Annotated in this window: 20 protein-coding genes and 2 pseudogenes; 10 read left to right on the forward strand and 12 right to left on the reverse strand. The window is 66.2% G+C overall.

The annotated features are described in order from the left end of the window. Nucleotides 1-127 precede the first annotated feature (127 nt). From VH499_RS05050 to VH499_RS05060, 3 genes and pseudogenes are all read right to left on the reverse strand, one after another. Nucleotides 128-2,225, reverse strand: a pseudogene (locus VH499_RS05050) (homocysteine S-methyltransferase family protein); the annotation flags it as partial. Next, nucleotides 2,222-3,136 carry a methylenetetrahydrofolate reductase [NAD(P)H] gene (metF, locus tag VH499_RS05055; RefSeq protein ID WP_332051652.1) on the reverse strand — a complete coding sequence of 305 codons (915 nt, stop codon included), beginning with the start codon at nt 3,134-3,136 and terminating at the stop codon, nt 2,222-2,224. The pseudogene VH499_RS05050 and the gene metF, both read right to left, overlap by 4 nt. A gap of 32 nt (nt 3,137-3,168) precedes the next feature. After that, complete coding sequence (locus tag VH499_RS05060) at nt 3,169-4,161, reverse strand: ArsR/SmtB family transcription factor (protein WP_332051605.1); 993 nt, start codon at nt 4,159-4,161, stop codon at nt 3,169-3,171. Between the two features lie 218 nt (nt 4,162-4,379). Between VH499_RS05060 and VH499_RS05065 the strand changes: the two genes are divergently transcribed. The 3 genes from VH499_RS05065 to cysE all read left to right on the forward strand — a co-directional run bounded on the left by VH499_RS05065 (nt 4,380) and on the right by cysE (nt 6,770). Further along, on the forward strand, nt 4,380-5,183 hold the full coding sequence (locus tag VH499_RS05065) for a VacJ family lipoprotein (protein WP_332051606.1): 804 nt from the start codon (nt 4,380-4,382) through the stop codon (nt 5,181-5,183). Nucleotides 5,184-5,232: 49 nt separating this feature from the next. Next, complete coding sequence (locus VH499_RS05070; protein WP_332051607.1) at nt 5,233-5,865, forward strand: ABC transporter substrate-binding protein; 633 nt, start codon at nt 5,233-5,235, stop codon at nt 5,863-5,865. Nucleotides 5,866-5,960: 95 nt separating this feature from the next. Next, a complete protein-coding gene (gene cysE, locus VH499_RS05075) occupies nt 5,961-6,770 on the forward strand; it encodes a serine O-acetyltransferase (RefSeq protein ID WP_332051608.1) in 810 nt (269 codons plus the stop codon). A 66-nt stretch (nt 6,771-6,836) separates the two neighbouring features. Here cysE and VH499_RS05080 read toward each other — a convergent pair whose 3' ends face one another. The 4 genes from VH499_RS05080 to VH499_RS05095 form a co-directional block, all read right to left on the reverse strand. Beyond that, entirely contained in the window at nt 6,837-7,010 is a 174-nt protein-coding gene (locus VH499_RS05080) for a hypothetical protein (RefSeq protein WP_332051609.1), read from the reverse strand. Nucleotides 7,011-7,341: 331 nt separating this feature from the next. Then, nucleotides 7,342-9,039, reverse strand: coding sequence for a sulfite reductase subunit alpha (locus VH499_RS05085; RefSeq protein ID WP_332051610.1), 1,698 nt, complete (start codon nt 9,037-9,039; stop codon nt 7,342-7,344). After that, entirely contained in the window at nt 9,002-10,753 is a 1,752-nt protein-coding gene (locus VH499_RS05090) for a NirA family protein (RefSeq protein ID WP_332051611.1), read from the reverse strand. The genes VH499_RS05085 and VH499_RS05090 overlap by 38 nt, the downstream gene beginning before the upstream one ends. A 4-nt stretch (nt 10,754-10,757) precedes the next feature. Beyond that, nucleotides 10,758-11,588 (reverse strand): formate/nitrite transporter family protein, encoded by an 831-nt coding sequence (locus VH499_RS05095; RefSeq protein WP_332051612.1) that lies wholly within the window; start codon nt 11,586-11,588, stop codon nt 10,758-10,760. Nucleotides 11,589-11,752: 164 nt separating this feature from the next. Here VH499_RS05095 and VH499_RS05100 point away from each other — a divergent pair. The 3 genes and pseudogenes from VH499_RS05100 to VH499_RS05110 form a co-directional block, all read left to right on the forward strand. Then, nucleotides 11,753-12,142, forward strand: a pseudogene (locus VH499_RS05100) (efflux RND transporter permease subunit); the annotation flags it as partial. Between the two features lie 45 nt (nt 12,143-12,187). Continuing rightward, the gene (locus VH499_RS05105; RefSeq protein WP_332051613.1) at nt 12,188-12,661 is read left to right on the forward strand and encodes a hypothetical protein; all 474 of its coding nucleotides are present in this window, start codon (nt 12,188-12,190) and stop codon (nt 12,659-12,661) included. A gap of 18 nt (nt 12,662-12,679) precedes the next feature. Further along, entirely contained in the window at nt 12,680-13,096 is a 417-nt protein-coding gene (locus VH499_RS05110) for a hypothetical protein (RefSeq protein ID WP_332051614.1), read from the forward strand. On the opposite strand, the gene VH499_RS05115 is transcribed toward VH499_RS05110, so the two are convergent. Together VH499_RS05115 and ettA are read right to left on the reverse strand one after the other, a co-directional pair. Beyond that, nucleotides 13,093-13,932, reverse strand: coding sequence for a tripartite tricarboxylate transporter substrate-binding protein (locus VH499_RS05115; RefSeq protein WP_332051615.1), 840 nt, complete (start codon nt 13,930-13,932; stop codon nt 13,093-13,095). The genes VH499_RS05110 and VH499_RS05115 overlap by 4 nt on opposite strands. 226 nt (nt 13,933-14,158) lie before the next feature. Then, nucleotides 14,159-15,835 carry an energy-dependent translational throttle protein EttA gene (gene ettA / locus VH499_RS05120; protein WP_332051616.1) on the reverse strand — a complete coding sequence of 559 codons (1,677 nt, stop codon included), beginning with the start codon at nt 15,833-15,835 and terminating at the stop codon, nt 14,159-14,161. Between the two features lie 76 nt (nt 15,836-15,911). On the opposite strand from ettA, the gene VH499_RS05125 reads away from it, so the two are divergent. Next, the gene (locus VH499_RS05125; RefSeq protein ID WP_332051617.1) at nt 15,912-19,355 is read left to right on the forward strand and encodes a hybrid sensor histidine kinase/response regulator; all 3,444 of its coding nucleotides are present in this window, start codon (nt 15,912-15,914) and stop codon (nt 19,353-19,355) included. On the opposite strand, the gene VH499_RS05130 is transcribed toward VH499_RS05125, so the two are convergent. Continuing rightward, nucleotides 19,352-19,996 carry a response regulator transcription factor gene (locus VH499_RS05130; RefSeq protein WP_332051618.1) on the reverse strand — a complete coding sequence of 215 codons (645 nt, stop codon included), beginning with the start codon at nt 19,994-19,996 and terminating at the stop codon, nt 19,352-19,354. The genes VH499_RS05125 and VH499_RS05130 overlap by 4 nt on opposite strands. A 277-nt stretch (nt 19,997-20,273) precedes the next feature. Here VH499_RS05130 and VH499_RS05135 point away from each other — a divergent pair, with 277 nt between their 5' ends. From VH499_RS05135 to VH499_RS05145, 3 genes are all read left to right on the forward strand, one after another. After that, nucleotides 20,274-21,902, forward strand: a complete 1,629-nt coding sequence (locus VH499_RS05135) for an MFS transporter (RefSeq protein WP_332051619.1) — start codon at nt 20,274-20,276, stop codon at nt 21,900-21,902. Nucleotides 21,903-22,043: 141 nt separating this feature from the next. Further along, nucleotides 22,044-22,580 (forward strand): inorganic diphosphatase, encoded by a 537-nt coding sequence (ppa, locus tag VH499_RS05140; protein WP_332051620.1) that lies wholly within the window; start codon nt 22,044-22,046, stop codon nt 22,578-22,580. Nucleotides 22,581-22,613: 33 nt separating this feature from the next. After that, nucleotides 22,614-23,021, forward strand: coding sequence for a response regulator (locus VH499_RS05145; protein ID WP_332051621.1), 408 nt, complete (start codon nt 22,614-22,616; stop codon nt 23,019-23,021). 27 nt (nt 23,022-23,048) lie between these two features. Here the strand turns inward: VH499_RS05145 and VH499_RS05150 are convergent, their stop codons facing one another. Next, the gene (locus VH499_RS05150) at nt 23,049-25,322 is read right to left on the reverse strand and encodes an FdhF/YdeP family oxidoreductase (protein ID WP_332051622.1); all 2,274 of its coding nucleotides are present in this window, start codon (nt 25,320-25,322) and stop codon (nt 23,049-23,051) included. Between the two features lie 94 nt (nt 25,323-25,416). Further along, nucleotides 25,417-25,683, reverse strand: a complete 267-nt coding sequence (locus VH499_RS05155) for a cytochrome C oxidase subunit IV family protein (RefSeq protein ID WP_332051623.1) — start codon at nt 25,681-25,683, stop codon at nt 25,417-25,419. Nucleotides 25,684-25,688: the final 5 nt, after the last annotated feature.

Genomic DNA, 25,688 nt, shown 5'->3' on the forward strand with positions numbered 1-25,688 from the left:
AGCTGCGCCATTCGGCATCCTGCGTCTCGGCCGCCTCGCCGGTGCCCTTGTACCTGGGCGCCAGCTCGAGCAGCCGCTCGGTCGCGTCCGCCCGGCGATTCTGGATCACGTCCTCGCAGGCGTCGCGCAGCTCGCGCGGGATCTGTTGGCGCGCCTCCTCGGTGTCCTCGATGACGAACTGGTCGACGCCCTTGACCAGCGCATGCTCGAGCCGCTTCTCGACCGGCCAGCTGCGCCATTCGGCGTCCTGCGTCTCGACCGCCTCGCCGGTGCCCTTGTACTTGGGCGCCAGCTCGAGCAGCCGCTCGGTCGCTTCCGGCCGGCGGTTCAGGATCACGTCCTCGCAGGCGTCGCGCAGCTCCTGCGGGATCTGGTCGTAGACCTCGAGCTGCCCGGCGTTGACGATGCCCATGTCCATGCCGGCCTGGATGGCGTGGTAAAGGAACACCGAGTGCATGGCCTTGCGCACCGGCTCGTTGCCGCGGAAGGCGAAGGACAGGTTGGACACGCCGCCGGAGATCTTGACGCCCGGGCAGCGCGCCTTGATCTCGCGCGTGGCCTCGATGAAATCGACACCGTAGTTGTTGTGCTCCTCGATGCCGGTCGCTACCGCGAAGATGTTGGGATCGAAGATGATGTCCTCGGCCGGAAAACCGACCTTGTTCACCAGAATGTCATAGGCGCGCGCGGAGATCTCGACCTTGCGCTCCTTGGTGTCGGCCTGGCCTTTCTCGTCGAACGCCATCACCACTACGGCCGCGCCGTAGCGGCGCACCTTGCGGGCATGCTCGATGAAAGGCTCGACCCCTTCCTTCATCGAGATCGAGTTCACGATCGGCTTGCCGGCGACGCACTTCAGGCCGGCTTCGATCACGCTCCATTTGGAGCTGTCGATCATGATCGGCACCTTGGCGATGTCGGGCTCGGACGCGATCAGCTTCAGGAACGTGTCCATCGCCTTCTCGGCGTCGAGCAGGCCCTCGTCCATGTTGACGTCGATGATCTGCGCGCCCGATTCGACCTGCTGGCGCGCGACCTCGATGGCCGCAGCGTAGTCGTCCGCCAGGATCAGCTTCTTGAATTTGGCCGATCCCGTGACGTTGGTGCGCTCGCCGATATTGATGAAGGTGGCCCGTGTTTCGGGCTTGGCGTTCTCGGTCATCTCAAACTCAAAAGAAACTCGCTGCTTCCATGCCGGAAAGACGGAGCGCCGGAGGCAGGGCCTGCCACCGGCGCGGCGTCACGCCCTGTACCGCCTCGGCGACGGCCTTGATGTGGGCGGGCGTCGTGCCGCAGCAGCCGCCGACCACGTTCAGCCAGCCATTTTCGGCCCAGCCCTTCACGAGCTTGGCGGTCATTTCGGGCGGTTCATCGTAGGCGCCGAGTTCGTTCGGAAGACCGGCATTGGGGTAGACGCAGACCAGACCGTCGACCTGCGGATTGAGCGCGTTCACGTAGGGATGCAGTTCGGTCGCGCCGAAACTGCAATTCAGTCCCATGGTGAGAGGCCTGGCGTGGCGCACGGAATGCCAGAAGGCCTCGACCGTCTGGCCCGAGAGATTGCGGCCTGCGAGGTCGGTCAAGGTCATCGACACCATGACCGGGATCTCCTCGTCGCGCGCCTCGCCGGCCTCGTCGACGGCGACGATCGCGGCCTTGGCATTCAGCGTATCGAACACCGTCTCTATCAGGATGAAGTCGACCCCGCCATCCAGAAGCCCGTCGACCTGCTCACGATAGATGCCCTTCACCTCGTCGAAGGTGACGGCGCGATAACCGGGATCGTTGACGTTGGGCGAGACCGAGAGCGTCTTGTTGGTGGGCCCGAGCGCACCCGCAACGAAGCGCGGCTTGGCGGGGTCGCGTTCCGTCACGGCCTCGGCGCAGGCCCGCGTAAGCTTCGCGGCGGCGAGATTGATCTCGCGCGCCATGCCCGCGATCCCGTAGTCGCTGAGGCTGATCGCATTGGCGTTGAAGGTGTTGGTGGCCACGATATCGGCGCCCGCTTCGAGATAGGCGCCGCAGATCGCGCTCACGACGTCAGGCCGCGTGAGATTGAGAAGATCGTTGTTGCCTTTCTGATCGTGTTCGAAATCGCGGCCGCCGCGAAAGCCGGCCTCATCGAGCTTGTAAGTCTGGATCATCGAGCCGTAGGGCCCGTCCTTCACCAGGATCCGTTCCTGTGCGATGGCGCGCAGCCGATCTGCTCTCTCGGTGCGGCTCATGAGGGACTCCTGCGCGGGCGGACGCCCAGCAAATGGCAAATCGCGAACGTCAGGTCCGCGCGGTTCAGCGTGTAGAAGTGAAACTGCTCGACGCCCTCGCTCTGCAGGCGGCGGCAGAGGTCGCCAGCCACGGTCGCGGCGATCATGCGCCGCGTCTCGATATCGTCGTCGAGCCCGTCGAACAGGCTCGCGAGCCAGCCCGGCACCTTGGATCCGCAGAGACCGGCGATGCGGTTGACCGCCTGGAAGTTCGAGACCGGCATGATGCCGGGCACGATCGGCACATGGACGCCGGCTGCCGCGGCGCGGTCGCGAAAGCCCAGAAAGTCGTCGACCTCGAAGAAAAACTGGGTGATGCAGCGATCGGCGCCGGCGTCGACCTTGCGCTTCAGATTGTCGAGGTCCGCCGTCGCGTCGGGCGAATCGGGATGCTTCTCGGGATAGGCCGCGACGCTGATCTGGAAGGGCGCAATCTTCCTGAGACCGGCCACCAGATCGGCCGCGTTGGCATAGCCGCCGGGATGAGCACTGTACTTGCCGCCCATGCCCGAAGGCGGGTCGCCGCGCAGCGCCACGACATGGCGAATGCCGGCATCCCAATAGGCCTGCGCCACTTCGTCGATCTCGCCACGCGTGGCCGCGACGCAGGTGAGATGGGCCGCCGGATCGATGCCGGTTTCGGCTTTCAGCCGCACGACGGTGTCGTGGGTGCGCTGCCGGGTGGACCCGCCGGCGCCGTAGGTCACGGAGAAGAAGGTGGGACCGAGGGGCGTGAGACGCGTCACCGCTTCCCACAAGGTCTTCTCCATCGCGTCGGTCCTCGGGGGAAAGAACTCGAACGAGACCCTGAGCCGTTGTGGAGCACGGGCGGGGAAGTGGCCCTCACCGAGGCCGAGCGGGGCCGTGCTCATTGGCTCGGCGTTGAGCGGGCCGGTGTCGGGGCTCATCGGGAAACTCCCTCCTGCTCGGTGATGGGCGATACGGTCGCGGAGCGCGGCGCGGCGCGTTGCGGCAGCTCCCGCTCGCCGCGCCAGATGCCCGTCATCAGCCGCCGGCCGGGAAAATGAATCGGCTCGAGCGGACTGAGGCCCGCGCTCCTCAGCCAGCCCTGCACCTGGTTGTCGGCAAAGCCGAGATGGACGTGCGCGTGCTCGCGCTTCAACTCGACGAGATCGTGCGGTGAGAAGTCGACCACCAGCACCACGCCGCCCGGGCGCACAACGCGCGCCGCCTCGGCGAGCGCCGCTGCCGGGTCATCGGCATAATGCAGTACATGGTGGATGGTGACGACGTCGAAGCTCTCGGCGTCGAAGGGGAGCGCGTACATGTCGGCCTGGCGTATGTCGGCATTGTCGATGCCGGCGCGGGCAAGATTGGCGCGGGCGAGCGCCAGCATCTCGCGACTCTGGTCGACACCGACGGCCCGCTCGACCTTGGGGGCCAGCACTTCGAGCAATCGGCCCGTGCCGGTGCCGATATCGAGCAGCCGCCGTGCCCCCGCCGGGAAATGGTGGGCCAGCGCGCGCTCGATCTCCCGATCGGCGACATGCAACGCCCTCAATTCGTCCCAGCGCTGGGCATTGTCGCGGAAGAAGCGCACCGCCGCAGTTTGCCGACGCTGCTGCAGGGCATCGAGGCGGGCGCGGTCGGCTGCGAGACGCGGATGGCGGGGGTCGAGCCGGCGCACGAATTCGCGCACCAATGCCGCGTCGTCGCCCCCCGTCACCAGCCGAAAGCGCGTGAACTGCGCCTCGCGGAAACGCTCGAGCAGGCCGCCTTCGACCAGTAGCTTCAGGTGCCGGGAGACCCGCGGCTGGCTCTGTCCCAGCACGTGAACGTAGTCGCTGACGGTCAGGTCTTCGCGGGCCGCCAAGGCGAGGATGCGCAGCCGGGTATCTTCCGCCGCAGCCCGCAGCAGGGTAAGAAGGTGATCCATAGACCAAAGAATATAAGCATATCTTTATTTATACAAGCCAATACGAAGCGCGACGATTGTGGCTGCGCGGCCACATTTTACCGGCCGTTTTTCCTGCGCTCTTCAAACTACCCCGGGCGTATGCGACACTTTCCGGAAGTGGCGGCTGAACAGGCCGTCTTTTTAGCGTCCAGCCCCTGTGGCGGGGGGTCGGCGGGGGATGGGCTGGATTGGCTTTCATGGGCAAAGGTTTTGCGAGGACGATGGCGGCGTGTGTCCGCTACTCGGCAGTCGCGGCGGTGGCGCTGCTGGCCGGCTGCGCGACCCATGATACCGGCGCGACCGAAGTCTGGGATCCGCTGGAGGTTCCCAACCGGTTCATCTTCTCCATCAACCAGGCGGTCGACGTCATCGCCATCCGGCCGGTCGCTGTGCTCTATCGCGACTGGATGCCCAAGCCCGCCCAGCGCGGCGTGCACAACGTGGTCGAGAATCTCGGCGAGCCCGTCACCGCCATCAACGACGTGGTCCAGGGCAACGCCCATCAAGCGGCCACATCGATGGCACGGTTCCTGGTGAACTCGACGATCGGTGTCGCCGGCCTCTTCGACGTCGCAAGCTCGTTCGGGCTGAAGAAGAGCGACAACGACGCCGGCCAGACGATCGGCTACTACGCCGGCGTCGAGCCGGAGAATGGCGGCTTCTACATCATGCTGCCTCTGATCGGGCCGTCCAATGCGCGCGACGCGGTCGGGCTGGTGGCGGACGCCTCGATCGATCCGTTCGGTATCGCGATCTACAGCCTGAGCGGCAGCACCGCCTATTGGATCTATGCCGGCACCCGCTATGGCACGACGGTTATCGATACGCGGACCCGGACCATGACGGCACTCGACGATCTGGAGAGAAACAGCGTCGATTACTACGCCGCGCTGCGCAGTGCCTACACCCAGCGGCGTGCCGAGTTGATCCGCCAGAAGCGGGAAAAGACCGACTCCCGAGCCGAGCTGGAGCGGCGCGACAATCTCGCGCTGGTGCGCTAGGACTTCGTTCCCAAGTCCAAGGTCGTCCATTTTTCGCAAGGAGAGAGCGGTGCCATCGTTCGCCCCTCGTCGAACCATCCTGCGCCTCGCCGTCGGTGCGGGCACCATGGCCGTGGCCGTGTCCGGCCTCGTCACTGCGGCCAGCGGGCAGGCCTCGGCCGATCAGAGTCCCGCCGCCCAGCTCATACAAAAGACGGCGGCCGAGGTGATCGAGCTCATCAAAGCCAAGACGGGTGCCGCACGCGAAGCCGGCATCAGGCAGGTGCTCGAGACCGATTTCGACCTCGACTATATGGGACGTTCGGCGCTCGGCACGCACTGGAACAAGGCGACGCCGGAACAGCGCGAGCGCTTCCTCAAGGCAGCGGCGAGCGCCGAGGCGCACGCCTACGCCGAGCGTTTCGGCCAGTATGGCGGCCAGACGCTCACCGTCGGCCGGGTGACGACGCGGGCCAATGGCACCTCGGTGGTCGACAGCAAGCTCAACCAGAGCAACGGCGAGCCGATCGCGATCCAGTGGGAAGTGCGCAACGAAGGCCAGGGGCCGCGCATTGTTGACGTCAAGATCGAGGGCGTCAGCATGGTCATGACTAGACGATCGGATTTCAATTCCTACATTCAGAATCACGGCGGCAAAGTCGAACCGCTGATCGACGAACTGGAAGCCCGGGCCAAGCACTGAATTGCTGCCGTAGCGGTTCGGCCCTAGAGTAGCAGGCGGGAGGCCTTTCGATCGGTCCTGCCGCGTGAGCGTCAGGGGACCGAAGGAGAGCGCCAATGGATAGCGCAGTTGTCAAGAATGCGGCCGAGCCCCGCTCGGTCGATCCGGTCTGGGCCAGGATTCGCGAGGCCGCGCAGATGGCGGCCAGCGACGAGCCGGTATTGGCCGGGACGCTTCATGCCACGATCCTGAGCCAGTCCCGGTTCGAGGGCGCGCTCAGCTACCATCTTGCGCGTCTGGTGGGCACGACGGAGGTGCCGGCGGCGCTGATCCGCCAGACCTTTGACGAGGCGCTGAACGCCGATCCCGGCATCGGGCTTGCCGCGCGCGCCGACATTGTCGCCGTCGCTGAACGCGATCCCGCCTGCACCTCGCATCTCGACCCGCTGCTCTGGTTCAAGGGCTATCACGCGCTGCAGACCTATCGCGTAGGCCACTGGCTATGGAAGCACGGGCGGCATTCGCTCGCCCACTATCTGCAGAGTCGTGCGAGCTCGCTGTTCGCGCTCGACATCCATCCCGGCGCGGAAATCGGCAAGGGCATCTTCCTCGACCACGGCACCGGCATCGTGATCGGCGAGACGGCGGTCGTCGAGGATGGCGTCTCAATGCTGCACGGCGTGACGCTGGGGGGCACCGGCAAGGAACGCGGCGACCGTCATCCCAAGGTCCGGCGCGGTGTGCTACTCGGCGCCGGAGCCAAGGTGCTGGGCAACATCGAGATCGGCAAGTGCGCCAAGATCGCGGCCGGCAGCGTGGTGTTGGAGCCGGTGCCTGCGGGCTGCACGGCGGCCGGCGTGCCGGCGCGCATCATCGGCTGCGTCGACGTGCCCGAGCCCGCGCTGGAGATGGATCAGCGAATCTGATCCTGCCACGTTGCACGACCTCGACGCCTCGATCTCATCGGCGTCGAACGCGCGTTGATCGGCATATCACCACAGGAATACGGCCGCGACCGCGCCCGTCAACGTCGTGCACGTCAGCGCGATCAAGGTCACGAACATCAAGACTGCGCGTTCTCTCGCCTTGCTACGCGCGGCCCTGCTGAAGTCGTAGGCGTCGTCCTCGGATTCCGCGACGCGCCATCCGGCAATTGGATCCAGCATGACAATCCCCAAGTAGCGCCACGCCTGCGATCGGCCGGCTGTCCGCCAACCCTTCCCGAGGCAAGCAGACCGCTCGACCGGCGCGTGACCTTGCGGTCCGCTCTTGTCGACGTGACGATGTCCCACACACAGATGCCCCGGCGTACGGCGCGGCCGGCAAGTCCGGTTGCCGCGTCGGGGGCGCAACCGGGACCCCTCCCGATCACGCACCGCACAGTGTACAGCTTTCAACTGTATCAATGGTTTCCCGGCGCGGCCAAATTTGTGTCAAGTGCCCGTGCGCAGTCGTATTGACCGTGCAGTTGAAGCCAGAGGCATCCTGCAGGGCGCGTCAGTACACGTCCGCTTGATATCGTCCCGTCTTCTTGAGATCGGCGACGAAGTCCTTGGCCTGCGTCTCGGTCATCTTGCCGCGGTCGACGGCGACGGCAATCACCGCCTTCTCGACGTCGGCCGCCATGCGCTTGGCGTCGCCGCAGACATAGAAATGCGCGCCGCGCTGCAGCCATGCCCAGAGTTCGTCGGCTTCCGCGAGCATCCGGTCTTGCACGTAGGTCTTGGGCGTCTCCCGGTCACGCGACCAGGCGAGCGAAAGCCTGGTCAAGCTCTGGCACTCGCGCAGGGCCGCGAGTTCGCGCTCGTAGAAGAAGTCGCAGGCGCTTCGCTGATGGCCGAAGAACAGCCACGCGTCGCCTGGCGCCCGGGTGATCGTGCGCTCCTGCAGGAAGGCGCGGAACGGCGCGACGCCGGTGCCGGGCCCGACCATGATGATGGGGATCGCCGGATCGGCGGGAAGGGCGAAGTCGTGCGCGCGCTGGATATAGATCTTGAGCGGCGCGCCGGGCGCGATGCGACCTGACAGGAAGGTCGAGGCGACGCCGAGCCGCATGCGTCCGTCGATTTCGTAGCGCACCCGGTCGACGGTGAGCGTGAGCCGGTGGGGGTCGAGCTTCGGCGACGAGGAGATCGAATAGAGCCGCGGCTGCAGCGCGTCGAGGCACTCGACGAAAGCTTCGGGATCGGGCCGGATGCCGGGAAACTTCCGGACCGCCGCCAGCACGTCGAGAGTCGCGGCGTCGCCATCGGGATCCGCGCCCTGCGCGAGCGCTTTGGCCTTCGCCCTGCGCTCGCCGCCAACGATGTAGGATATCAGCTCGAACAGCATGTCGGGCGCTGCACCCAGTGACATGTCGTGGGCAAGGACGTCGGCGAGGGTGCTGCCGGCGACGGGGAAGTCGGGCGGCGCATTGATCGCGCCGATCACCGCCGACACGAGCGCGGCATCGTTGACGGGATAGACGCCGAGGCTGTCGCCGACCGCGTAGTCGAGGCCCGAGCCGCCGAGGTCGATCTCGACGTGCCAGGTCGATTTTTCCGACGCACCCTTGTTCAGGAGCGTGCGCGAGAGGAACCGGGCCTCGACCGGCATCTCGCGCGAATAGCCGCGCTCGACCGGCGCCCCGGGCTCGAGTCGCGCCGCCGCCTTCGCCGCGGCCCTGGCCATTTCCTCGTCGGGATCGGTTGCGCCGCCGCCCATCTCCTCGATGAGCTTCTTCAGCATGCGCGCCGTTTCCTTGCCGCCCGGCACGCAGAGGTTCAGGCGCTCCTCGGCATGCTGTGCGATCTCGTTGGCGTAGGTTTCGCACGTATAGCCGCACTGACCGCAATCCTGCTGCGCCATAGCCGCCATCATCCGGCGACGCAGCGGCCTGTCCTTGGCCATTTCCATGCGATCGGCGAGTGCGAGCGAGGGATCGTGCCAGGGCGCGCCATCGTCATCGCCGTCCGTCATCGGATCGCGGAAGGCAGGATCGGCCGCCGCCGGCAGGGGCGGCAGCGCCTGATCGGCGGGAAGCCGTGACAGCAGGCCGGCAAAGAAGCCGTTCAGCCACGCGCGCTGCTCGTCGCTGAAGGGCGCGCCCTGCGGAATGTACTCGACGACGTCCGCCGGCGCGCCGGGTGGCAGGGGTGTTTCCGTCACCGACACAGGATCACGCACCGGCCAGGCGGCGCAGGCCTTCGACGTCATGGCGCGCCGCGAACTGCCGGAAGGTCTCGCCGTCATCGGTGCGGTGGGCGAGATAGGCGGCGAGCAGGCGTTCGATGAAGCGTGGCGTGTCCTCGGCCTTGATCTCGCGGGCAAACTCGCGGCCAATCGCGGCGTCGCCGCCATAGCTGCCGCCGATCACGATATGGTAGCCGTCGACCGTATCGTCCTCACCCGAGGCGACGCGCGCGCCCACCAGTCCGATATCGCCAATGTAGTGCTGGGCGCAGGAGTTCGGGCAACCCGTCAGATGTATGTTTATCGGCGTGTCGAGCTCGAGGCGCGGATCGCAATGCTCGGCGATGGCGATGGCCATCTCCTTGGTACGGGCGTTGGCGAGCTTGCAGCCCGAGGAGCCCGTGCAGGCGACCAGCCCGGCGCGCAGCGGCGAGACGGCGAGCGACAGACCCGCTGCGGCGATGCGTTGCTCGAAAACGGGGCGATCGGCTTCGGCGATGCCCGAGACCAGCAGGTTCTGCCATACGGTGAGGCGGATATCGCCATCGCCCAGCTCGCGTGCGGCGTCGGCGATGGTGCGCATCTGGGCGGGTTCGAGCCGGCCTACCGGCAGGGCGATGCCGGCGTAGAGGAGTCCCGCCTGTTTTTGCGCATGCAAGCCGATGTGGGCCAGGCGATCCTGCGGTGGCCGCGGCGAGATGTGCCGCTCTTCGACGGGGTCGAGCCGGCGTCCGAGCCTTTCCTCGACGGCGGCAAGGAATTTCTCCAATCCCCAGGCATCGATCAGATACTTCATACGCGCCCTCGCGCGGTTGGTGCGGTCCCCGTGATCGATGAAGACCCGAACGATGGCGTCGGCCACCGTTGTCGAATCCTGCGGCGCCACGACGACGCCGGTCGGCCGCACGAGATTTTTGTGGCCGGTGATGCCGCCCAGGCCCAGCCGGTACCACACGCCCGGCATGACGGGCGCGCCTTCGCCCACCTGCACGGCGCTGAAGCCGATGTCGTTGGTCTCTTCCAGCGTCGGGATTGGCCCGCCGCCGTCGAAGGCGACATTGAACTTGCGCGGCAGGCCGCTCAGCGAGCGATCGTTCAGCACATGGAAGTGCCAGCGCCGCGTGTCGGGCCGCGTATCGAGCAACTCGTGCGATGCGATGCCCGCGGTGGCGTCGCCGGTCACGTTGCGGATATTGTCGGCGCCCGAACCGCGCGACGTGAGGCCGAGATCCTGCACAGCCTCCAGGACATTGGTGGTGTTCCTGGCCTCGATGCCGCGAATCTGGATGTTGGCGCGCGTCGTCACGTGCGCATGGCCTGCCCCCCAAGTGTCGGCGATGTCGGCGAGGCCCGCAAGCTGACGCCAGTTCAGGACGCCGTTCGGCATGCGCAGCCGCGCCATGTAGAAAGGCTGGTTGGGCGCGAGATAGAACAATCCATGGAAGCGCCAGCGGAAATTGTCCGGCGGCTTGGGATATTCGTTCCGCGATGCCTGGTCCTTCAGCCGCGCATAGCCGTCGAACGGATGCTCCTCGCGCTTCCACTTCTCCGGATCGGCCAATTTCCTGCCGCCCGCCTCGAAGCGCGCCATTGCTGCGAGATGCGCGGCATCGGGACCGCCGGACGCGGGCGCGCCGGCGGGCACGGACACATGTCCCCTGGCGCGCGCGGCCTGCAGACCGGACGCGAACCCTTCGAGATAGCGCTTCTGTTCGGGCAGGAAGTCGGGCGCGCTCATCGGATCACTCGGCCGCGAGGGGCGCGGCAAGCGCGTCGCCGATCGCCGCCGACTTGGGGCGATAGGTGAGATAGATGGCAAGCCCGGTAAAGAAAAACCCGCCGACGATGTTGCCGAGCGTCACCGGGATCTGGTTCCACAGCCACCAGTCGGCAAGCGTTACCCTGGCCCCCATCATCATGCCCGTGGGGATGACGAACATGTTGACGACGGCATGCTCGAAGCCCTGCGCGAAGAAGACGAAGATCGGCAGCCAGCAGGCGACGATCTTGCCGATTGCCGAGGTGCTGGTCATGGCCAGTACTGCCGACAGGCAGACCATCCAGTTGCAGAGCATGGCTTTGACGAAGACGACCACCAGTCCCGCACCACCCAGTGCGGCATAGCCCGTCGTCTTGGCTTCGGCGATCTGCACGATGCGCTGGGCCAAGCCTGCAGGCGCCGTCGTAAACATGTTGGTCAGCACGACGGCGAGGAGGAGGCCATAGACGACGCTGCCGACCAGGTTGCCGAGGAACACCCAGACGATATTGGCGCCAACTGCGCGCAGGCTGGCACGACCTTCGAACCACGACAGCGGCACAAGTCCGAAGCTGCCCGTCACCAGTTCCAGACCAAGCAACACGATCGTGGCGATGCCGAACGGGAAGACGATCGCGCCAACGAAGCCCTGACCGGTTGCAAGGGCGGCCGTCAAGGCGAGGCTGGTCGAGATGCCGAGGAGCGCACCCGACAGGACACCGCGAACGAAGAGGTCGCGTGGCGCGAGCGCAAGCTTGATCCCGGCCGCATCGATCATCGCCTGCGCGACCGCAGCCGGTCTTACATAGTCCATCGCATCACCTCTCGCTTCGTGACTCCGGGCTGGCAGTGAAGGAGCAAGAGGCATGCCATGAAATAACAGCCGTGGAATGTGATTGGAGGCTGAGCATCGCGATTCGACGTTTGATTTGCAGGTGCCCAAGAAATTCTTGCTTTTCCTCGCCGACGGTCACCCAATCTCTGGCGAGCTATGCCCAGATCGGCCTCGTGGTGTTGGTGGCGCTCTCCGCCAAGAACGGCATCCTGATCGTGGAGTTTGCGGTCGAGCAGCGATTGCAGGGCAGGACCGTGCTCGACGCTGCAGTCGAAGGCGCGCGGCTGCGCTTCCGCCCGGTGGCGATGACGAGCTTCGCCTTCATCCTTGGCCTGTTGCCGCTGGTCGTCGCCGAAGGGGCGGGCGCCGCCAGTCGCCGCGCTGTCGGCACGCCGGTCTTCGGCGGCATGATCGCGGCAGCCCTCTTCGGCATCTTCGTGATCCCGATGCTTTATGTCGTCTTCCAGGGGCTGCGCGAACGGTTCACTGCGAAGGCCATGGGTGCCGCGCCGCTGAGGCAGCCGACGAGTTGAGAATCCTAGCGGGCAGGAGAGCGGGCGGCGTGGTAGAGAAGAACGATGACACGAGGTGACCAGCCGGTCCGCTACATCGATCGCACCCGGCAGTATTATCGCGCCCTCGGCTATGCGACGGACTATGTCTGGGCGAGGCATGACGAGGTGCCTTTCGCTCGTCTCGCCAAGCCGATTTTGGCCGCGCGGATCGCCCTGATAACGACGGCCAGCCCCGCCGATTTCAAAGGGACGAAGCAGGTCTGGTCGGGACCGGTCTCACCACCGCCGCAATCGCTCTTCACGGCCAATCTGGCCTGGGACAAGGAATCGACGCACACCGACGACCGAGAGAGCTTTCTGCCGATCGAGGCAGCGTCGGAACTGGCGGCCGAAGGCATGTTCGCCGGCTTGGCCGCCCGCTTCCATGGCGTGCCGACCGAGTACAGCCAGCGCAAGACGACCGTAGTGGACGCACCACAGGTGCTGGAGCGCTTGCGCGATGACGGGGCGGACGCCGCCATTCTGTGTCCGCTTTGACCCGTCTGCCACCAGACCGTGAGTCTGGTCGCCCGTTACCTGGAAGCCAACGGCATCCCGACCGTAATCGTCGGTTCCGCGCTCGACGTGGTCGAGCATTGCGGCGTGCCGCGCTTCCTGTTCACCGACTTTCCGCTCGGCAATCCCTGCGGTCCTCCTTGGCGGGGAGACATGCAGAAGGCGATCATCCGTCTGGCGCTCGGCGTGTTCGAGTCCGCTCCGGGCCCGAGGACGACGGTGAGAGCGCCGTTCCACTGGAAAGACAACGACTGGCGTGCCCGATATGGCCGCGTCGATCCGGCCGACCGCGAGCGACTCCTCGCGCTCGGCGAAGAACGGCGTCGGCGTCGGGCCAAGCCGATCGCCAAGGATTCCGGATCCGGCAATGCGCCTCGGGACCAGGCAAGGCCCCGGAGCGCTTCTGATCGTTCCTAATTGTCGGACTTCATTCCGAAGGAAGCCATGCGCTGTTGCCAGACCTGCTGGTGCTGTTCGAATCGCGCGGCAGTTTCGGCGGCCGTCGAGGCTTCGACTTCGAGACCGAGTTGCGACAGGTCGGCGACGACCTCGTCCTGGGCGAGCACGGCCCTGAGTTGTCGATCCCACTCCGCGACGGCGGGCCGCGGCGAGCTGGAAGAGGCGAAGAAGCCATACCATTCCTGCAATTCGAGGTTCGAATAGCCGAGTTCGACAACCGTCGGCACATCACGTAGCACCCGGACCCGCTTGTGGCCGGAGGTCATGACGATCGTCACCTGGCGAGCCCGCTTCTGCTGCAGCAGCGTCGCCACGCTGCCGAGACCTGCGGGTACAACCCCCGCCATCAGGCTCTTGGCCAACCCTGACGCGCCCCGATCAGGGACGATCTCGAAGGGCACGCCAATATCGCGCCCGATCATCCTGCCATAGATCCTGAGGTAGGCATCGGTGGACGTCGTGGCCAGACGGGCACGGCCCGGCGAGCCCGCTTTCACCCACGCGATGTATTCGGCAAAGCTCGCGGCGCCCGTCATGGGCGACACGGCGAAAGCGACCTGGAACGCACCTGCGGTTGTCAGCGGCACGAGCCCGCTCGCGGAATCGAAGGGAAAGGGCGAGCTCGGGAGCTTCAGGGACAGAGTCGTCGACGGCAGGAAGGCGACGACCAATCCCTGCTGCAGATCATCCTTGAACAGATTTCCGGCCGCTATGTCAGTGCCGCTGGGCTTGTTCTGAACCGTGACCCGCCGGCCGACCCGGCGTTCCAAAGCCGGCGCGATGACGCGAGCCATGAGCTCGGCTCCGCCACCCGCCGCGAAGCCGACCAGGATGCGCAACGGTCTGTCGGGAAGTGTGCTCTGGGCATGTCCGCGCGGAGGAAGGATCGCCGGGGCGACAAGGCAACTGGTCAGGGCAAGAAGAGAGCGGCGGCGTGAAAGACCTCTCATCGTGATTTCCGAGTCCATACTGATCTACGCCCGAACGTCAGTCTTCTCCTGTTCGGGGGGGAAGACGATGCTACTTCCGGACCAGCGGCTTGTACTTGATGCGATGTGGCTGATCGGCGTCGGTGCCGAGGCGACGATGGCGGTCGGCCTCGTAGTCCTGGTAGTTGCCTTCGAACCATTCGACGTGGCTGTCGCCCTCGAAGGCCAGCATGTGCGTGGCGATGCGGTCGAGGAACCAGCGGTCGTGGCTGATGATGACGGCGCAGCCCGCGAAATCGACGAGCGCCTCCTCGAGCGCGCGAAGCGTGTCGACGTCGAGGTCGTTCGTCGGCTCGTCGAGCAACAGGACATTGGCGCCGCTCTTCAGCATCTTGGCGAGGTTGACACGGTTGCGCTCGCCGCCCGAGAGCTGGCCCACCTTCTTCTGCTGGTCGGCGCCTTTGAAGTTGAAGGAGCCGCAATAGGCGCGGCTCGAGACCTCGCGGTTGCCGAGCTTGATGACGTCGAGGCCGCCCGAGAGCTCCTGCCACACGGTCTTGTCGGGGTCGAGGGTCTCGCGGCTCTGGTCGACATAGCCGAGCTTGACCGTCGGACCGACCGCGAAGGTGCCCGAATCGGCGGTCTCCTGGCCGGTGATCATCTTGAACAGCGTGGTCTTGCCGGCGCCGTTGGGACCGATCACGCCGACGATGCCGCCCGGCGGCAGCTTGAACGAAAGATTGTCGATCAGCAGCCGGTCACCGAAGCCCTTGGAGATCTTGTCGGCCTCGATCACGTGGTCGCCCAGCCGCGGGCCGGGCGGGATCACGATCTGCGCCGTATCGAGCGTGGCCTTCTGCTCCTCCTCGACCATCTGATTGTAGGCCGCGATACGCGCCTTGCTCTTGGAACGCCGCGCCTGCGGCGTCTGGCCCATCCATTCCAGCTCACGCTGGAGGGTGCGGCGGCGGGTGTCGGCGGCCTTCTCCTCCTGAGCGAGCCGCCGCTCCTTCTGTTTCAGCCACGAAGTGTAGTTGCCTTCCCACGGGATGCCCGCTCCGCGATCGAGTTCGAGGATCCACCCCGCGACGTTGTCGAGGAAATAGCGGTCGTGCGTCACCGCCACGACCGTGCCGGGGAATTCCTTGAGGTGACGCTCGAGCCAGGCCACCGACTCGGCATCCAGATGGTTGGTCGGCTCGTCGAGCAGCAGCATGTCGGGCCGGCTGAGCAGCAGCCGACACAGCGCGACACGCCGGCGCTCGCCGCCCGACAGCTTGTCCACATCGGCGTCGGGCGGCGGACAGCGCAGCGCATCCATCGCGATCTCGACCGTGCGCTGCAGGTCCCAGCCGTTGCCGGCGTCGATCTTCTCCTGCAGCTCGGCCTGCTCGGCGATCAGCTTTTCCATGTCGGCTTCGGGGTCCGAGAAGGCGGCTGACACCTCCTCGAAGCGTGCCAGCATCCTGGCCATGTCGCCGGCGCCCTCCATGACGTTGCCGAGCACGTCCTTCGTGGGGTCGAGTCGGGGTTCCTGCTCGAGCATGCCCACCTTCGCCCCTTCGGCGGCCCAGGCTTCGCCGGTGAAATTGTCGTCCTGGCCCGCCATGACCCTGAGCAGGGTCGACTTGCCGGCGCCGTTCAGGCCCAGCACGCCGATCTTGGCTCCCGGAAAGAAGGAGAGCCATATGTCCTTCAGTACCTGCTTGCCGCCCGGATAGGTCTTGTTCAGGCCCTTCATGACGTAGATGTACTGGTACGCAGCCATTGCGGGCTCCTTGAAGCTCCGGACTAAGGTGGGAACGGGAAGGCGAGCCTTGTAGCGACCCGAGGGGCTTGGTTCAATGCGGGCGATGCTCGCCGAACCGGTGGTTCTTGCCCTGTCGCTGGCCTATCTCGGCCTGCTGTTCGCCGTGGCCTATTTCGGCGACCGGCATCAGCGCGCCTGGTCGGCCAGCAGTACCGTGGCGCCGGCCGTTTACGGCCTCTCATTCGCCATCTACTGCACTTCGTGGACTTTCTACGGCGCGGTGGGCCGGGCGACCAGGGCGGGCTTCGACTACTTGCTGATCTACACCGGCCCGGTGCTGGTCATGACGGTGGGCTTCCCGCTGTTACGCAAGATCGTGCGGCTCGCCAAGCAGCACAACGTCACATCGATCGCCGATTTCCTTGCCTCGCGCTACGGCAAGAGCCGTGCGGTGGGCGTGACGGCAACCCTGGTCGCGACGGTCGGCGTGCTGCCCTATATCGCGCTGCAGCTCCAGGCGGTGTCGTCGTCCTTCAGCGCCGTTGTCGACCCGACAACGCGGCCGGGCATGCAGGCCAGTGCCATCCACACCGATACGGCGTTGATTGTGGCCGCGCTGATGGCGGTGTTCACCATTCTGTTCGGCGTACGCCACGTATCGGCCTCCGAGCAGCATCGCGGCATGATGATGGCGATCGCCTTCGAGTCGGTGGTGAAGCTCCTTGCGTTGTTCGCGGTCGGTCCCTTCGTGCTGTTCGTGCTCTTCGATGGACCGTCCGACCTCTGGGCGAAGCTGGCTACCGAGCCAGCGCTGGCCGGCCGCGTACTGCAGGAAGGCTCGCCGCTTACATGGATCGTGACCTCGCTGCTTTCGGCCATGGCGTTCCTCTGCCTGCCGCGCCAGTTCCATGTCGCGGTCGTCGAGCACGGCCATGCCGCGAGCCTGCCGACGGCGCGCTGGCTGTTTCCCAGCTACCTCGTGCTGATCAATCTCTTCGTCGTCCCGATCGCGGCGGCCGGCCTGCTACTGCTCGGGTCGCAGTTCAATTCCGACCTCTACGTGCTGCGGCTTCCGCTCGAGCATGGCGCGGACTGGCTGTCGGCATTCGTCTTCCTGGGCGGCCTTTCCGCCGCGACCTCGATGGTGGTCGTCGCCTGCATGGCGCTGTCGGGCATGATTGGCAACGAGCTCCTGATGCCTTACCTGCTGCGCCATCAGGTGGTGCGGCGTGGCGAGATGGGGCCGCTGGTCGTGTTCGTGCGTCGTGCCGCCGTGGTGCTGATCCTGATGGCGGCCTACGCCTACGAGCGCATCGTCTCGGGCATCCTGCCGCTGGCCTCGATCGGGCTCATCAGCTTCTGCGCCGTCGCCAATTTCGCGCCCGGTCTGGTGCTCGGCCTCTACTGGCGCCGTGCCCATCGCTGGGGCGTGCTGGCGGGACTGGCCGGCGGCTTCGTTGTCTGGCTGTACGCGCTCCTGCTGCCGACGCTGCACCAGGAGGCGGGCGGTCCGCAGGAGATGCCGCTCAGGGACTGGTTGCCGGCGCCGCTCGATGCGCTCGATCCGGTGGGCCAGGGCTTCGTGGCCGGCATTTTCGTCAACACGCTTCTGCTCGCCGGCGTGTCGCTGCTGGTGCGCGCGCGGGGCGCCGATGCCGGGCAGGCGCGTGCGTTCGTGGTCGGCGCGGAGCCCGCGGAAGTCGACCCGCAGACGCCGGTCGATGCGCAACGGCTCGATTCATTGCGCGAGCTGCTGACGCGTTTCGTCGGGTTCGAGCGCGCCGAGCGCGCGCTGGGGCGCGAACCGCTCTCGATCGAGGCCGCGTTGCAGCGCACGGAGCGCGTGCTGTCGGGCACGCTGGGCGCCGCATCGGCGCGCGTGGTCGTCGCCGCCTTCGGGCGTCGCGGCCGGCTGATGCCGCGCAGCGCGCGCGCCCTGATCGACGAGGCATCGGAGGCGATTCGCTACAATTACGAGATCCTGCGCAACACGCTCGATCATGTCGGCATGGGCATCGCCGCCTTCGACCACAACGGCAATCTCGAGATCTTCAACGACCGCTTCACGACACTGCTGTCGCTCGATGGCGAAGCGGTCGCCGTCGGTGCCTCGCCTCTGTGGTTCGGCGCCACGCCCGAGATCGTGGCACTGCTGCGGAAGCCGCCAGCGCCGCAGACGCACGAGATCACGACGCGTGAGGGGCGTGTCGTCGAGTTCAGGGTCGATCCACTGCCCGGCGGCGGCTTCGTGGCCACCTGCAACGACGTGACGGCGCGCGTGCGCATCGCGGAAGCGCTGCGGGAGAGCGACGGGCGGCTGCGCCAGGCGGCCGAGACGCTGGAGCAGCGCGTGGTCGAGCGTACCGCCGAGCTCGAGGCGAGTCGCGCCGAGGCCGAGGCGGCCAACCTCGGCAAGACGCGCTTCATTGCTGCCGCGAGCCACGACTTGCTGCAGCCATTGCATGCAGCCCGGCTCTTCACGGCGGCGATGATGGACCGCGATCCGGGCAACGATCTCAGCGGCAAGATCGACGCGAGCCTGGGGGCGGTGGAGTCGCTGCTCGACGCGCTGCTCGACATCTCGAAGCTCGATGCCGGCGCCTTCAGGCCGGAGAAGCGCAACTTCGCCCTGCAGCCGATGTTCGATTCCCTTGCCACCGCCTTCGCACCCGTCGCCGCGCGACGCGACATCCAGCTGGTCGTGGTGCCCACGCGCGCCTTCGTGACCACGGATCCCGCCTTTCTGCGGCGCATCCTGCAGAACCTGCTCTCCAACGCGTTGCGCTACGGCCGCGCCGAGGGCAGGCCGCAGCACGTGCTGCTGGGTTGCCGTCGCGAGGGCGCGGGCCTGCGCATCGAGGTGAAGGATAACGGGCCCGGCATCGCCGCCGACAAGCAGAGCACGATTTTCGAGGAGTTCGTACGCCTGCAGCCCGAGGTCGAGCTGGCGCGCGAGGAGCGCGGCCTGGGACTTGGTCTCGCCATCGTCGAGCGCGTGGCGCGTATGCTCGACCTGCCGGTGCGGATCGCCTCGGCGCCCGGCCGCGGCTCGACCTTCTCGGTCCTGGTGCCGCGCGCTCCCTCGATCGAAGCGATGCCTGCTGCAGCGCCCGCGGTGCCGCCCACGCCGGCGCTGGAAGCCGAGAGCTTCGTGCTTTGTATCGACAACGAGGTGCGGGTGCGCGATGCGATGGCGACGCTGCTCGGCGGCTGGGGCTGCAAGGTCGCGACGGCGGCCAGCGAGGCCGAGGCGCTCGAGTGCGTCGCCGCGGCGGGCCGATTGCCTGATCTCGTGCTCGCCGATCTTCATCTCGACGACCGCGGCGAGGGCCGACCGGATGGCCTCGCCGTGGTCGAGACACTGCGTCGGCATTGGGGGCGCACGGTGCCGGCCGCTCTGGTCACTGCCGACCGCGAGCCGCTGCTGCGGCTGCGTGCTCGCGCGCAGCAGGTCGAGCTGCTGCACAAGCCGGTGAAGCCCGCCGCCCTTCGCGCGCTGCTCAGGATGCGCGAGCGGTCGCTTGGCCTGACGGCCTAGCCGGGCGGCAGGGCGAGGCCGCGCGCCTCGATCACTGCCTGGGTTCGCGAGCGCACGCCGAGCTTGCGCAGGATCACGGTGACATGCGCCTTCACCGTCGCCTCGCCGACGCCGAGCTTGTAGGCGATCTGCTTGTTCTGGTCGCCTTGCACCATCAGCGCGAGCACCCGCCATTGCTGCGGTGTCAGCTGCCCGGCACGCTGGGCAAAGCTGTCGCCGGCTGCGGCGCCGGCCTCCGGCGGCGCGATGATCTCGCCGTCGAGCACGGCGCGGACGGTGTCCGCGATCTCCTCCAGGGAGGCCGATTTTTCGACATAGGCGGCGGCGCCGAGATCGTGCGTCCGCCGGGCGACGGTGGAATCGCGCGCTGCCGAGACCACGATGATCGGCACCGTCGGCCAGTCCGAACGCAGCAGCGCCAGTCCGGTCAGCCCATCCATGCCGGGCATGTCGAGGTCGAGAAGCAATGCATCGGTGTCGGGCTGGCGCTCGAGGGCGGCTTGTGCCTCGGCGAGACTGCCGGCAAGGCCGATGGCGGCGCCCGGGAAGCTTTGCGACAGCACCGTGCTCAAGGCGTCGCGGACCATCGGATGATCGTCGGCGATCAGGAAGCTGCGCGGCGCGGACGGCGAGTCGCTCATTCCAAGGCTTGTTTCGCTCCGTTTGCATCCAGAGTGAGACAAGGGCGGCCGGCCGGTCAACTCACCGCTTCAGGACAGATCACGCATCGTCTTGTCATTTGTTCTATTCGCATAGCTGATGTAAAATGGACGCCACAAGACTGGGATGTCTGCAAGGACATCCGGAGCGGGGACGACAGGCGAGGCGCCAATGGCCGACCTTTCCTTTCTCAATTGCCTGTCCCGCTGAACTCGGGTCGCGCACGCGTCGCGTAGGTTCAACGACAGGAGCTCCAATATGGCAGTCGCAGCAGCCCTCGGCGAAGGCCGCATCGTTTCCCGGCAGGAGGAGCGGCGGGTCATCTTCGCGTCGTCCCTCGGCACGGTGTTCGAGTGGTACGATTTCTATCTCTACGCCACTCTCGCACCGTTTTTCGCGGCGCTGTTCTTTCCGCCCGGCAACGCCACGGCGGCGCTACTCTCGGCCTTCGTGGCCTATGCCGCAGGCTTTCTGGTCCGGCCCTTCGGCGCGCTGGTGTTTGGCCGACTGGGCGACCTGGTCGGCCGGAAGTACACCTTCCTCATCACCATCTTGTGCATGGGCGGCTCGACCTTTGCGGTCGGCCTGTTGCCCACTTTCTCGGCCGTGGGCTGGCTGGCGCCCTCTCTCATGCTGATCCTGCGCCTGATCCAGGGCCTGGCGCTCGGCGGCGAGTATGGTGGCGCTGCCACCTATGTCGCCGAACATGCGCCCAGGAACGGGCGCGGCTACGCCACGAGCTGGATCCAGACCACGGCGACGTTGGGCTTCTTCCTGTCGCTCGGCATCATCGCGCTCTGCCGCACCCAGATGGACGCCAAGACTTTCGCCGACTGGGGGTGGCGCGTGCCCTTCCTGGTCTCGCTGATCCTGCTGATCTTTTCGGTCTATATCCGGCTGAAGCTGAACGAATCGCCGCTGTTCCGGCAGATGAAGGAAGAGGGCAAGGGTTCGTCCTCGCCGCTCACCGACAGCTTCTTCCGTTACCCCAACAATCGCTATGTCCTGCTGGCGCTCCTCGGCGCGACCGCGGGGCAGGGGGTGGTCTGGTACACGGGCCAGTTCTACGCTCTCTTCTTCCTCACCATCACGCTGAAGCTCAACTATCTCTCGGCCTATGCACTGGTGGGCCTCTCGCTGTTGATCGGCACGCCGATGTTCATCTTCTTCGGCTGGCTGAGCGATCGCATCGGCCGCCTGCGCATCATCCTGGCCGGCTGCCTGATTGCGGCGATCACCTACTTCCCGCTGTTTGCCGCGCTCACGCACTATGTCAATCCCGAGCTTGAAGCCTTCCAGGCCAGGACCAAGCTCTCGGTCACGGTCGATCCCGCGACCTGCAACATCCACGTGTTCGTGGGCCCATGGTCAACCTTCTCGGAGTGCGACCGCGCCAAGGATGCGTTGACCAAGGCCGGCCTGTCATTCGAGTCGATCGATGCCGAGGGGGGGAAGCCGATCGTCATTCAGATCGGCGACAAGAAGCTCGAAGGCTTCGACTCGAAGACCGGCCAGGCAAGACTTGACGCGGCGCTCAAGGAGGCGGGCTATCCGTCGGGGGGCGCCAATCCGGCGAAGGTCAACTGGTTCATGGCCGAGCTGATCCTGGTGATTTTCCTGATCTACGTGACCATGGTCTATGGTCCGATCGCGGCCTTTCTGGTCGAGTTGTTCCCGACCAAGATCCGCTACACCTCCATGTCGCTGCCGTATCACATCGGCAATGGCTGGTTCGGCGGCATGCTGCCCCTGTTGGCGACGGCGCTGGTCGCCTGGAAGGGCGACATCTACTTCGGACTTTGGTACCCGATCGTTGTGGCGGTGATGACCCTGGTGATCGGCTTCTTCTTCCTGCACGACACCAAGGACGTCGACCTCACTGAGTGAACGTGCATCCTTCGCCATGTCGACCGGCGGCGGCATGAGGCCGCCGGTTCCCGGAAGCGAAAACAGCATCGTGCGGCCGGTTTCCTTTTGAGGCCCGAAAAGGCATCCTGACTCCTCCTCAGGTGTGATCAGGATCCGTGCATGAATCTCGATGCCGTCGCCATCGGCCGCCATCCTCCGGACGACGTGAACGTCCTCATCGAGGTGCCGATCGGCGGCGAACCGATCAAGTACGAGATGGACAAGGCGGCCGGCACGCTCGTGGTCGATCGCTTTCTCTACACGCCCATGCGCTATCCCGGGAACTACGGGTTCGTGCCGCATACCCTGTCGGACGACGGCGACCCGATCGACGTGCTGATCGCCAATACGCGTCCCATCATCCCGGGCGCGGTCATGAACGTTCGACCGCTCGGCGTGCTCCGGATGGAGGATGATGGCGGCGGCGACGAGAAGATCATTGCCGTGCCCACTTCCAGGATCACCCAGCGTTACGTCCACGTGGAGAGCTACAAGGACCTGCCCGAGATCACGCGCCGGCAGATCGAGCATTTCTTCGTCCACTACAAGGACCTGGAGCCCGGCAAATGGGTCAAACTCCAGGGCTGGGGCGATGTCGAGGAGGCGCGTGGTCTGATCGCGTCGGCGATCCAGCGCGCCGCGGCGGGGCGATCATGAGGCGCGGCGGTCCGGCGGCGCAGGAGGCTCGCGATGCCTGAGGCGACGAGCTCTTCCGATTCCAGGCCGCTCGATGGCCGAACCGTCCTCGTGGTCGAGGACAATTCGGAGATCGCTTTCGAGCTCGCCGCGATTCTCGAGGAGGCGGGCGCGACGGTGGTCGGACCGGTGGCGTCCGTGCAGAGCGCCTACGATCAGATGGCGGATCGCAGGATCGAGACGGCGTTGCTCGACGTGACGTTGCGCAACAACGAGACGGCGTTTCCGCTCGCCGACGCTCTTGCCGCGCAGCGCATCCCCTTCGTCTTCATCTCCGGCCAATCGAGCGCGCTCATGCCGCCGCGCTATCGCGACCGCGCGTTCCTCAACAAGCCCTACAAGAGCGAGGAGGTGGTCGACCTGGTCCTCGCTTCCTTGCAATCTGGCACGCCGTCCTCCTGAGGACGCTATCCCCGACCGATATCTGGCCTACGCTTCCTTCACAAGGCGGACCGGAACGGACTTGACGGCGGGCACCTTGCTGCCCTTGGCATGATGCCAGAGGGGAACCAGGGGATTGCACTCGGGGTAGTAGCCGGCGCAGGCTCCGGGCGGCACGTTGTAGGGGGTGACACGGAGACCCCCTACCCGACGCGGCTCCTCCCCATCGCGCTCGGCCGCGCAGCTCGCCGTGACGATATCGCCCTCCTCGAGCTCGAGGCGGCGCATGTCGTCGCGGTGCATCAGGATGACATGGCGCGTGCCGTAGATGCCGCGGAAGCGGTCGTCGTGGCTGTACACCGTCGTGTTGAACTGCCCGTTGCTGCGCAGGGTGAACATTCGCAGGACCCGGGGATCATCCGACTCGACATCCGGATCCGCCGACAATCCCTCCGGCGCGATGAAGTTAGCCTTGCCGGTCTCGGTGTTCCATTTGCGCTCGCGGGCGGCGAGCGGCCGATGGAAGCCGCCCGGCTTGAACATGCGCTGGTTGAAGTCGTGGAACCGCTTGGGGTAGGTGCGCTCGATGGCATCGCGGATGAGGCTGTAATCGCCGACCCAGCGGTCCCAGTCGACGCGCGAGTTGGCGATGGCGAGCGAGGCTTTCGCCAGCTCGGCGACGATCCGAACTTCCGACAGAAGATGTGGACCGGCCGGGTGGGCCTGGCCCTTGCTGCCATGGATGCAGGCCGTGCTGTCCTCCGTTGACACCGCCTGGGCGCCAGTCGCCTGCCGGTCGATCTCGATGCGGCCGAGGCAGGGCAGGATGTACGAGACCTGGCCGTGGATGAGGCAGGTGCGATTGAGTTTGGTCAGGATCTGGACCGTGAGGCGCTGCCGCCGCCAAGCCGGTTCGATGCGTCCATGGTCGGGCACCGCGCGGACGAAATTGCCTCCCAGGCTCACGAAGGCGCGCACGGCGCCGCTCAGGATGCCTTCGCACGCTTCGACCGTGTTCAATCCCTTCCTCTGCGGCGGTTCGAAGCCGTAGAGTTCTCGCAGCTTGTCGTTGGGCACGAGCTCGGGCTTCTCCGTGATGCCCACCGTACGCTGGCCTTGCACGTTCGAGTGACCACGCACCGGACAGACGCCGGCGCCGGGTTTGCCGATGTTGCCGCGCAGCAGCAACAGATTGACGATCATCTGCACGTTTTCGACGCCGTTGCGGTGCTGGGTGACTCCCATGCCGTAGATGCCCAGGCATCGCTGCGACGCAGCATAGGCGGTCGCGACCGCCTCCAGCGACTGACGGCTCAGGCCCGACTTTGCTTCGATCAGGTCCCAGGAAAGCTGGCGGATCCAGTCGGCGAAGGCGTCGAAGCCGTGGGTGTGCTCGGCGACGAAGGCATGATCGAGCGCGTCGGCCTCGATCACGGCCTTGCAGACGCCGGCAATGGCAGCGAGATCGCCTCCCGGCATGAGCTGCAGGTACTGCGAGCTGATGCGAGTGGAGGAGCCGGTGAGCATCTCGAGTGGCGCCTGCGGATTGGTGAAGCGTTCCAATCCGCGTTCGCGCAGCGGATTGAAGGTGATGATCGGCACGCCGCGCCGGCTCGCATCCTGCAGGTCGTGCAGCATGCGAGGACTGGAGGTCGCGACGTTCTGGCCGAAGAAGATGATCAGGTCGGTCTTGGCGAAATCATCCAGCGTGACCGTCCCGACCGGCACGCCGATGCTCTTGGGCAGCGCCACCGATGTGCTCTCATGGCACATGTTCGAGCTGTCGGGCAGGTTGTTGGTCCCCAGCATCCGTGCGAACAGCGCATAGAGGTAGGAGGCCTCGAGGGAGGCGCGGCCCGAGGAATAGAACACGACCTCGTCGGGCTTCAGGGCACGGATCTCGGCTCCGATCTCGCGAAAGGCGGTCTCCCAGGCCACCGGCACGTATTTGTCGGTCGCCGGGTCCCATTTCATCGGCTCCGTCAACCGGCCGGCCTCCTCGAGGTCGTGGTCGCTCCAGGTCGAGAGTTCAGCCACGGTGTGCCCGGCGAAGAATTCCGGCGTCACCCGCTTCGGCGTGATCTCCCAAGTCGTCGCCTTGGCACCGTTCTCGCAGAACTCGAAGACGTGCGGGTCGGCAGGCTTTGCCCAGGCGCAACTCACGCAGGCGAAGCCGTCCGGCTTGTTCTGCTTCAGGAGAACGGCGCTGCCACTGACGAAATTGTGCTCGCGGCGGAAGCTGCGGAGCAGGGATCCGACCGATCCCCAGCCGCCGGCCGGACCGGTGTGCGGCTTGAATTCAAGGTCCTGCTTCCTGGCCATCGCGCACTCCATCGGCGGCAAGCCCCGCGCCTGGAAGAGCAACGTGGGCGATGCGACCGGCGTTGCTTCTCGTCACCATCAAAGATGCGGCGTACTAGCGCGTTGCGTAGTCGATCGAGGCAAGCCCGAACAGGATCAGCAGCCAGACGCTGGCGCCGACAGCGAACACGCGGATGAGGCCATGCTCGCCGCGCAGCTGCATGAAGAACCAGAAGATCAGCGCCGCCTTGGCGAAGGCGATACCCAGGCTGACGACGATACTGGCGGCGCCGGTCAGCAGGAAGCTGGCGCCGACCGTAAGCGACAGAAGCGCCACGAGCGCCCCCCAGACCCCGGCCAGACGCCACTGGACCGCACTCATCGACG

The organism is Reyranella sp., assembly GCF_036558665.1.
Lineage (GTDB): Bacteria > Pseudomonadota > Alphaproteobacteria > Reyranellales > Reyranellaceae > Reyranella.

Coding starts and splice junctions, on each gene's coding strand:
- VH499_RS05130 (WP_332051618.1), bottom strand. CDS start 19,996: ATGAGCGACTCGCCGTCCGCGCCGCGCAGCTTCCTGATCGCCGACGAT.
- VH499_RS05090 (WP_332051611.1), bottom strand. CDS start 10,753: ATGAGCGCGCCCGACTTCCTGCCCGAACAGAAGCGCTATCTCGAAGGG.
- VH499_RS05150 (WP_332051622.1), bottom strand. CDS start 25,322: ATGGCCAGGAAGCAGGACCTTGAATTCAAGCCGCACACCGGTCCGGCC.
- cysE (WP_332051608.1), top strand. CDS start 5,961: ATGGATAGCGCAGTTGTCAAGAATGCGGCCGAGCCCCGCTCGGTCGAT.
- VH499_RS05085 (WP_332051610.1), bottom strand. CDS start 9,039: ATGACGTCGAAGGCCTGCGCCGCCTGGCCGGTGCGTGATCCTGTGTCG.
- VH499_RS05135 (WP_332051619.1), top strand. CDS start 20,274: ATGGCAGTCGCAGCAGCCCTCGGCGAAGGCCGCATCGTTTCCCGGCAG.
- ppa (WP_332051620.1), top strand. CDS start 22,044: ATGAATCTCGATGCCGTCGCCATCGGCCGCCATCCTCCGGACGACGTG.
- VH499_RS05125 (WP_332051617.1), top strand. CDS start 15,912: ATGCGGGCGATGCTCGCCGAACCGGTGGTTCTTGCCCTGTCGCTGGCC.
- VH499_RS05105 (WP_332051613.1), top strand. CDS start 12,188: ATGACACGAGGTGACCAGCCGGTCCGCTACATCGATCGCACCCGGCAG.
- VH499_RS05080 (WP_332051609.1), bottom strand. CDS start 7,010: ATGCTGGATCCAATTGCCGGATGGCGCGTCGCGGAATCCGAGGACGAC.
- VH499_RS05115 (WP_332051615.1), bottom strand. CDS start 13,932: ATGGCTCGCGTCATCGCGCCGGCTTTGGAACGCCGGGTCGGCCGGCGG.
- VH499_RS05095 (WP_332051612.1), bottom strand. CDS start 11,588: ATGGACTATGTAAGACCGGCTGCGGTCGCGCAGGCGATGATCGATGCG.
- metF (WP_332051652.1), bottom strand. CDS start 3,136: ATGAGCACGGCCCCGCTCGGCCTCGGTGAGGGCCACTTCCCCGCCCGT.
- VH499_RS05065 (WP_332051606.1), top strand. CDS start 4,380: ATGGGCAAAGGTTTTGCGAGGACGATGGCGGCGTGTGTCCGCTACTCG.
- VH499_RS05155 (WP_332051623.1), bottom strand. CDS start 25,683: ATGAGTGCGGTCCAGTGGCGTCTGGCCGGGGTCTGGGGGGCGCTCGTG.
- VH499_RS05145 (WP_332051621.1), top strand. CDS start 22,614: ATGCCTGAGGCGACGAGCTCTTCCGATTCCAGGCCGCTCGATGGCCGA.
- ettA (WP_332051616.1), bottom strand. CDS start 15,835: ATGGCTGCGTACCAGTACATCTACGTCATGAAGGGCCTGAACAAGACC.
- VH499_RS05060 (WP_332051605.1), bottom strand. CDS start 4,161: ATGGATCACCTTCTTACCCTGCTGCGGGCTGCGGCGGAAGATACCCGG.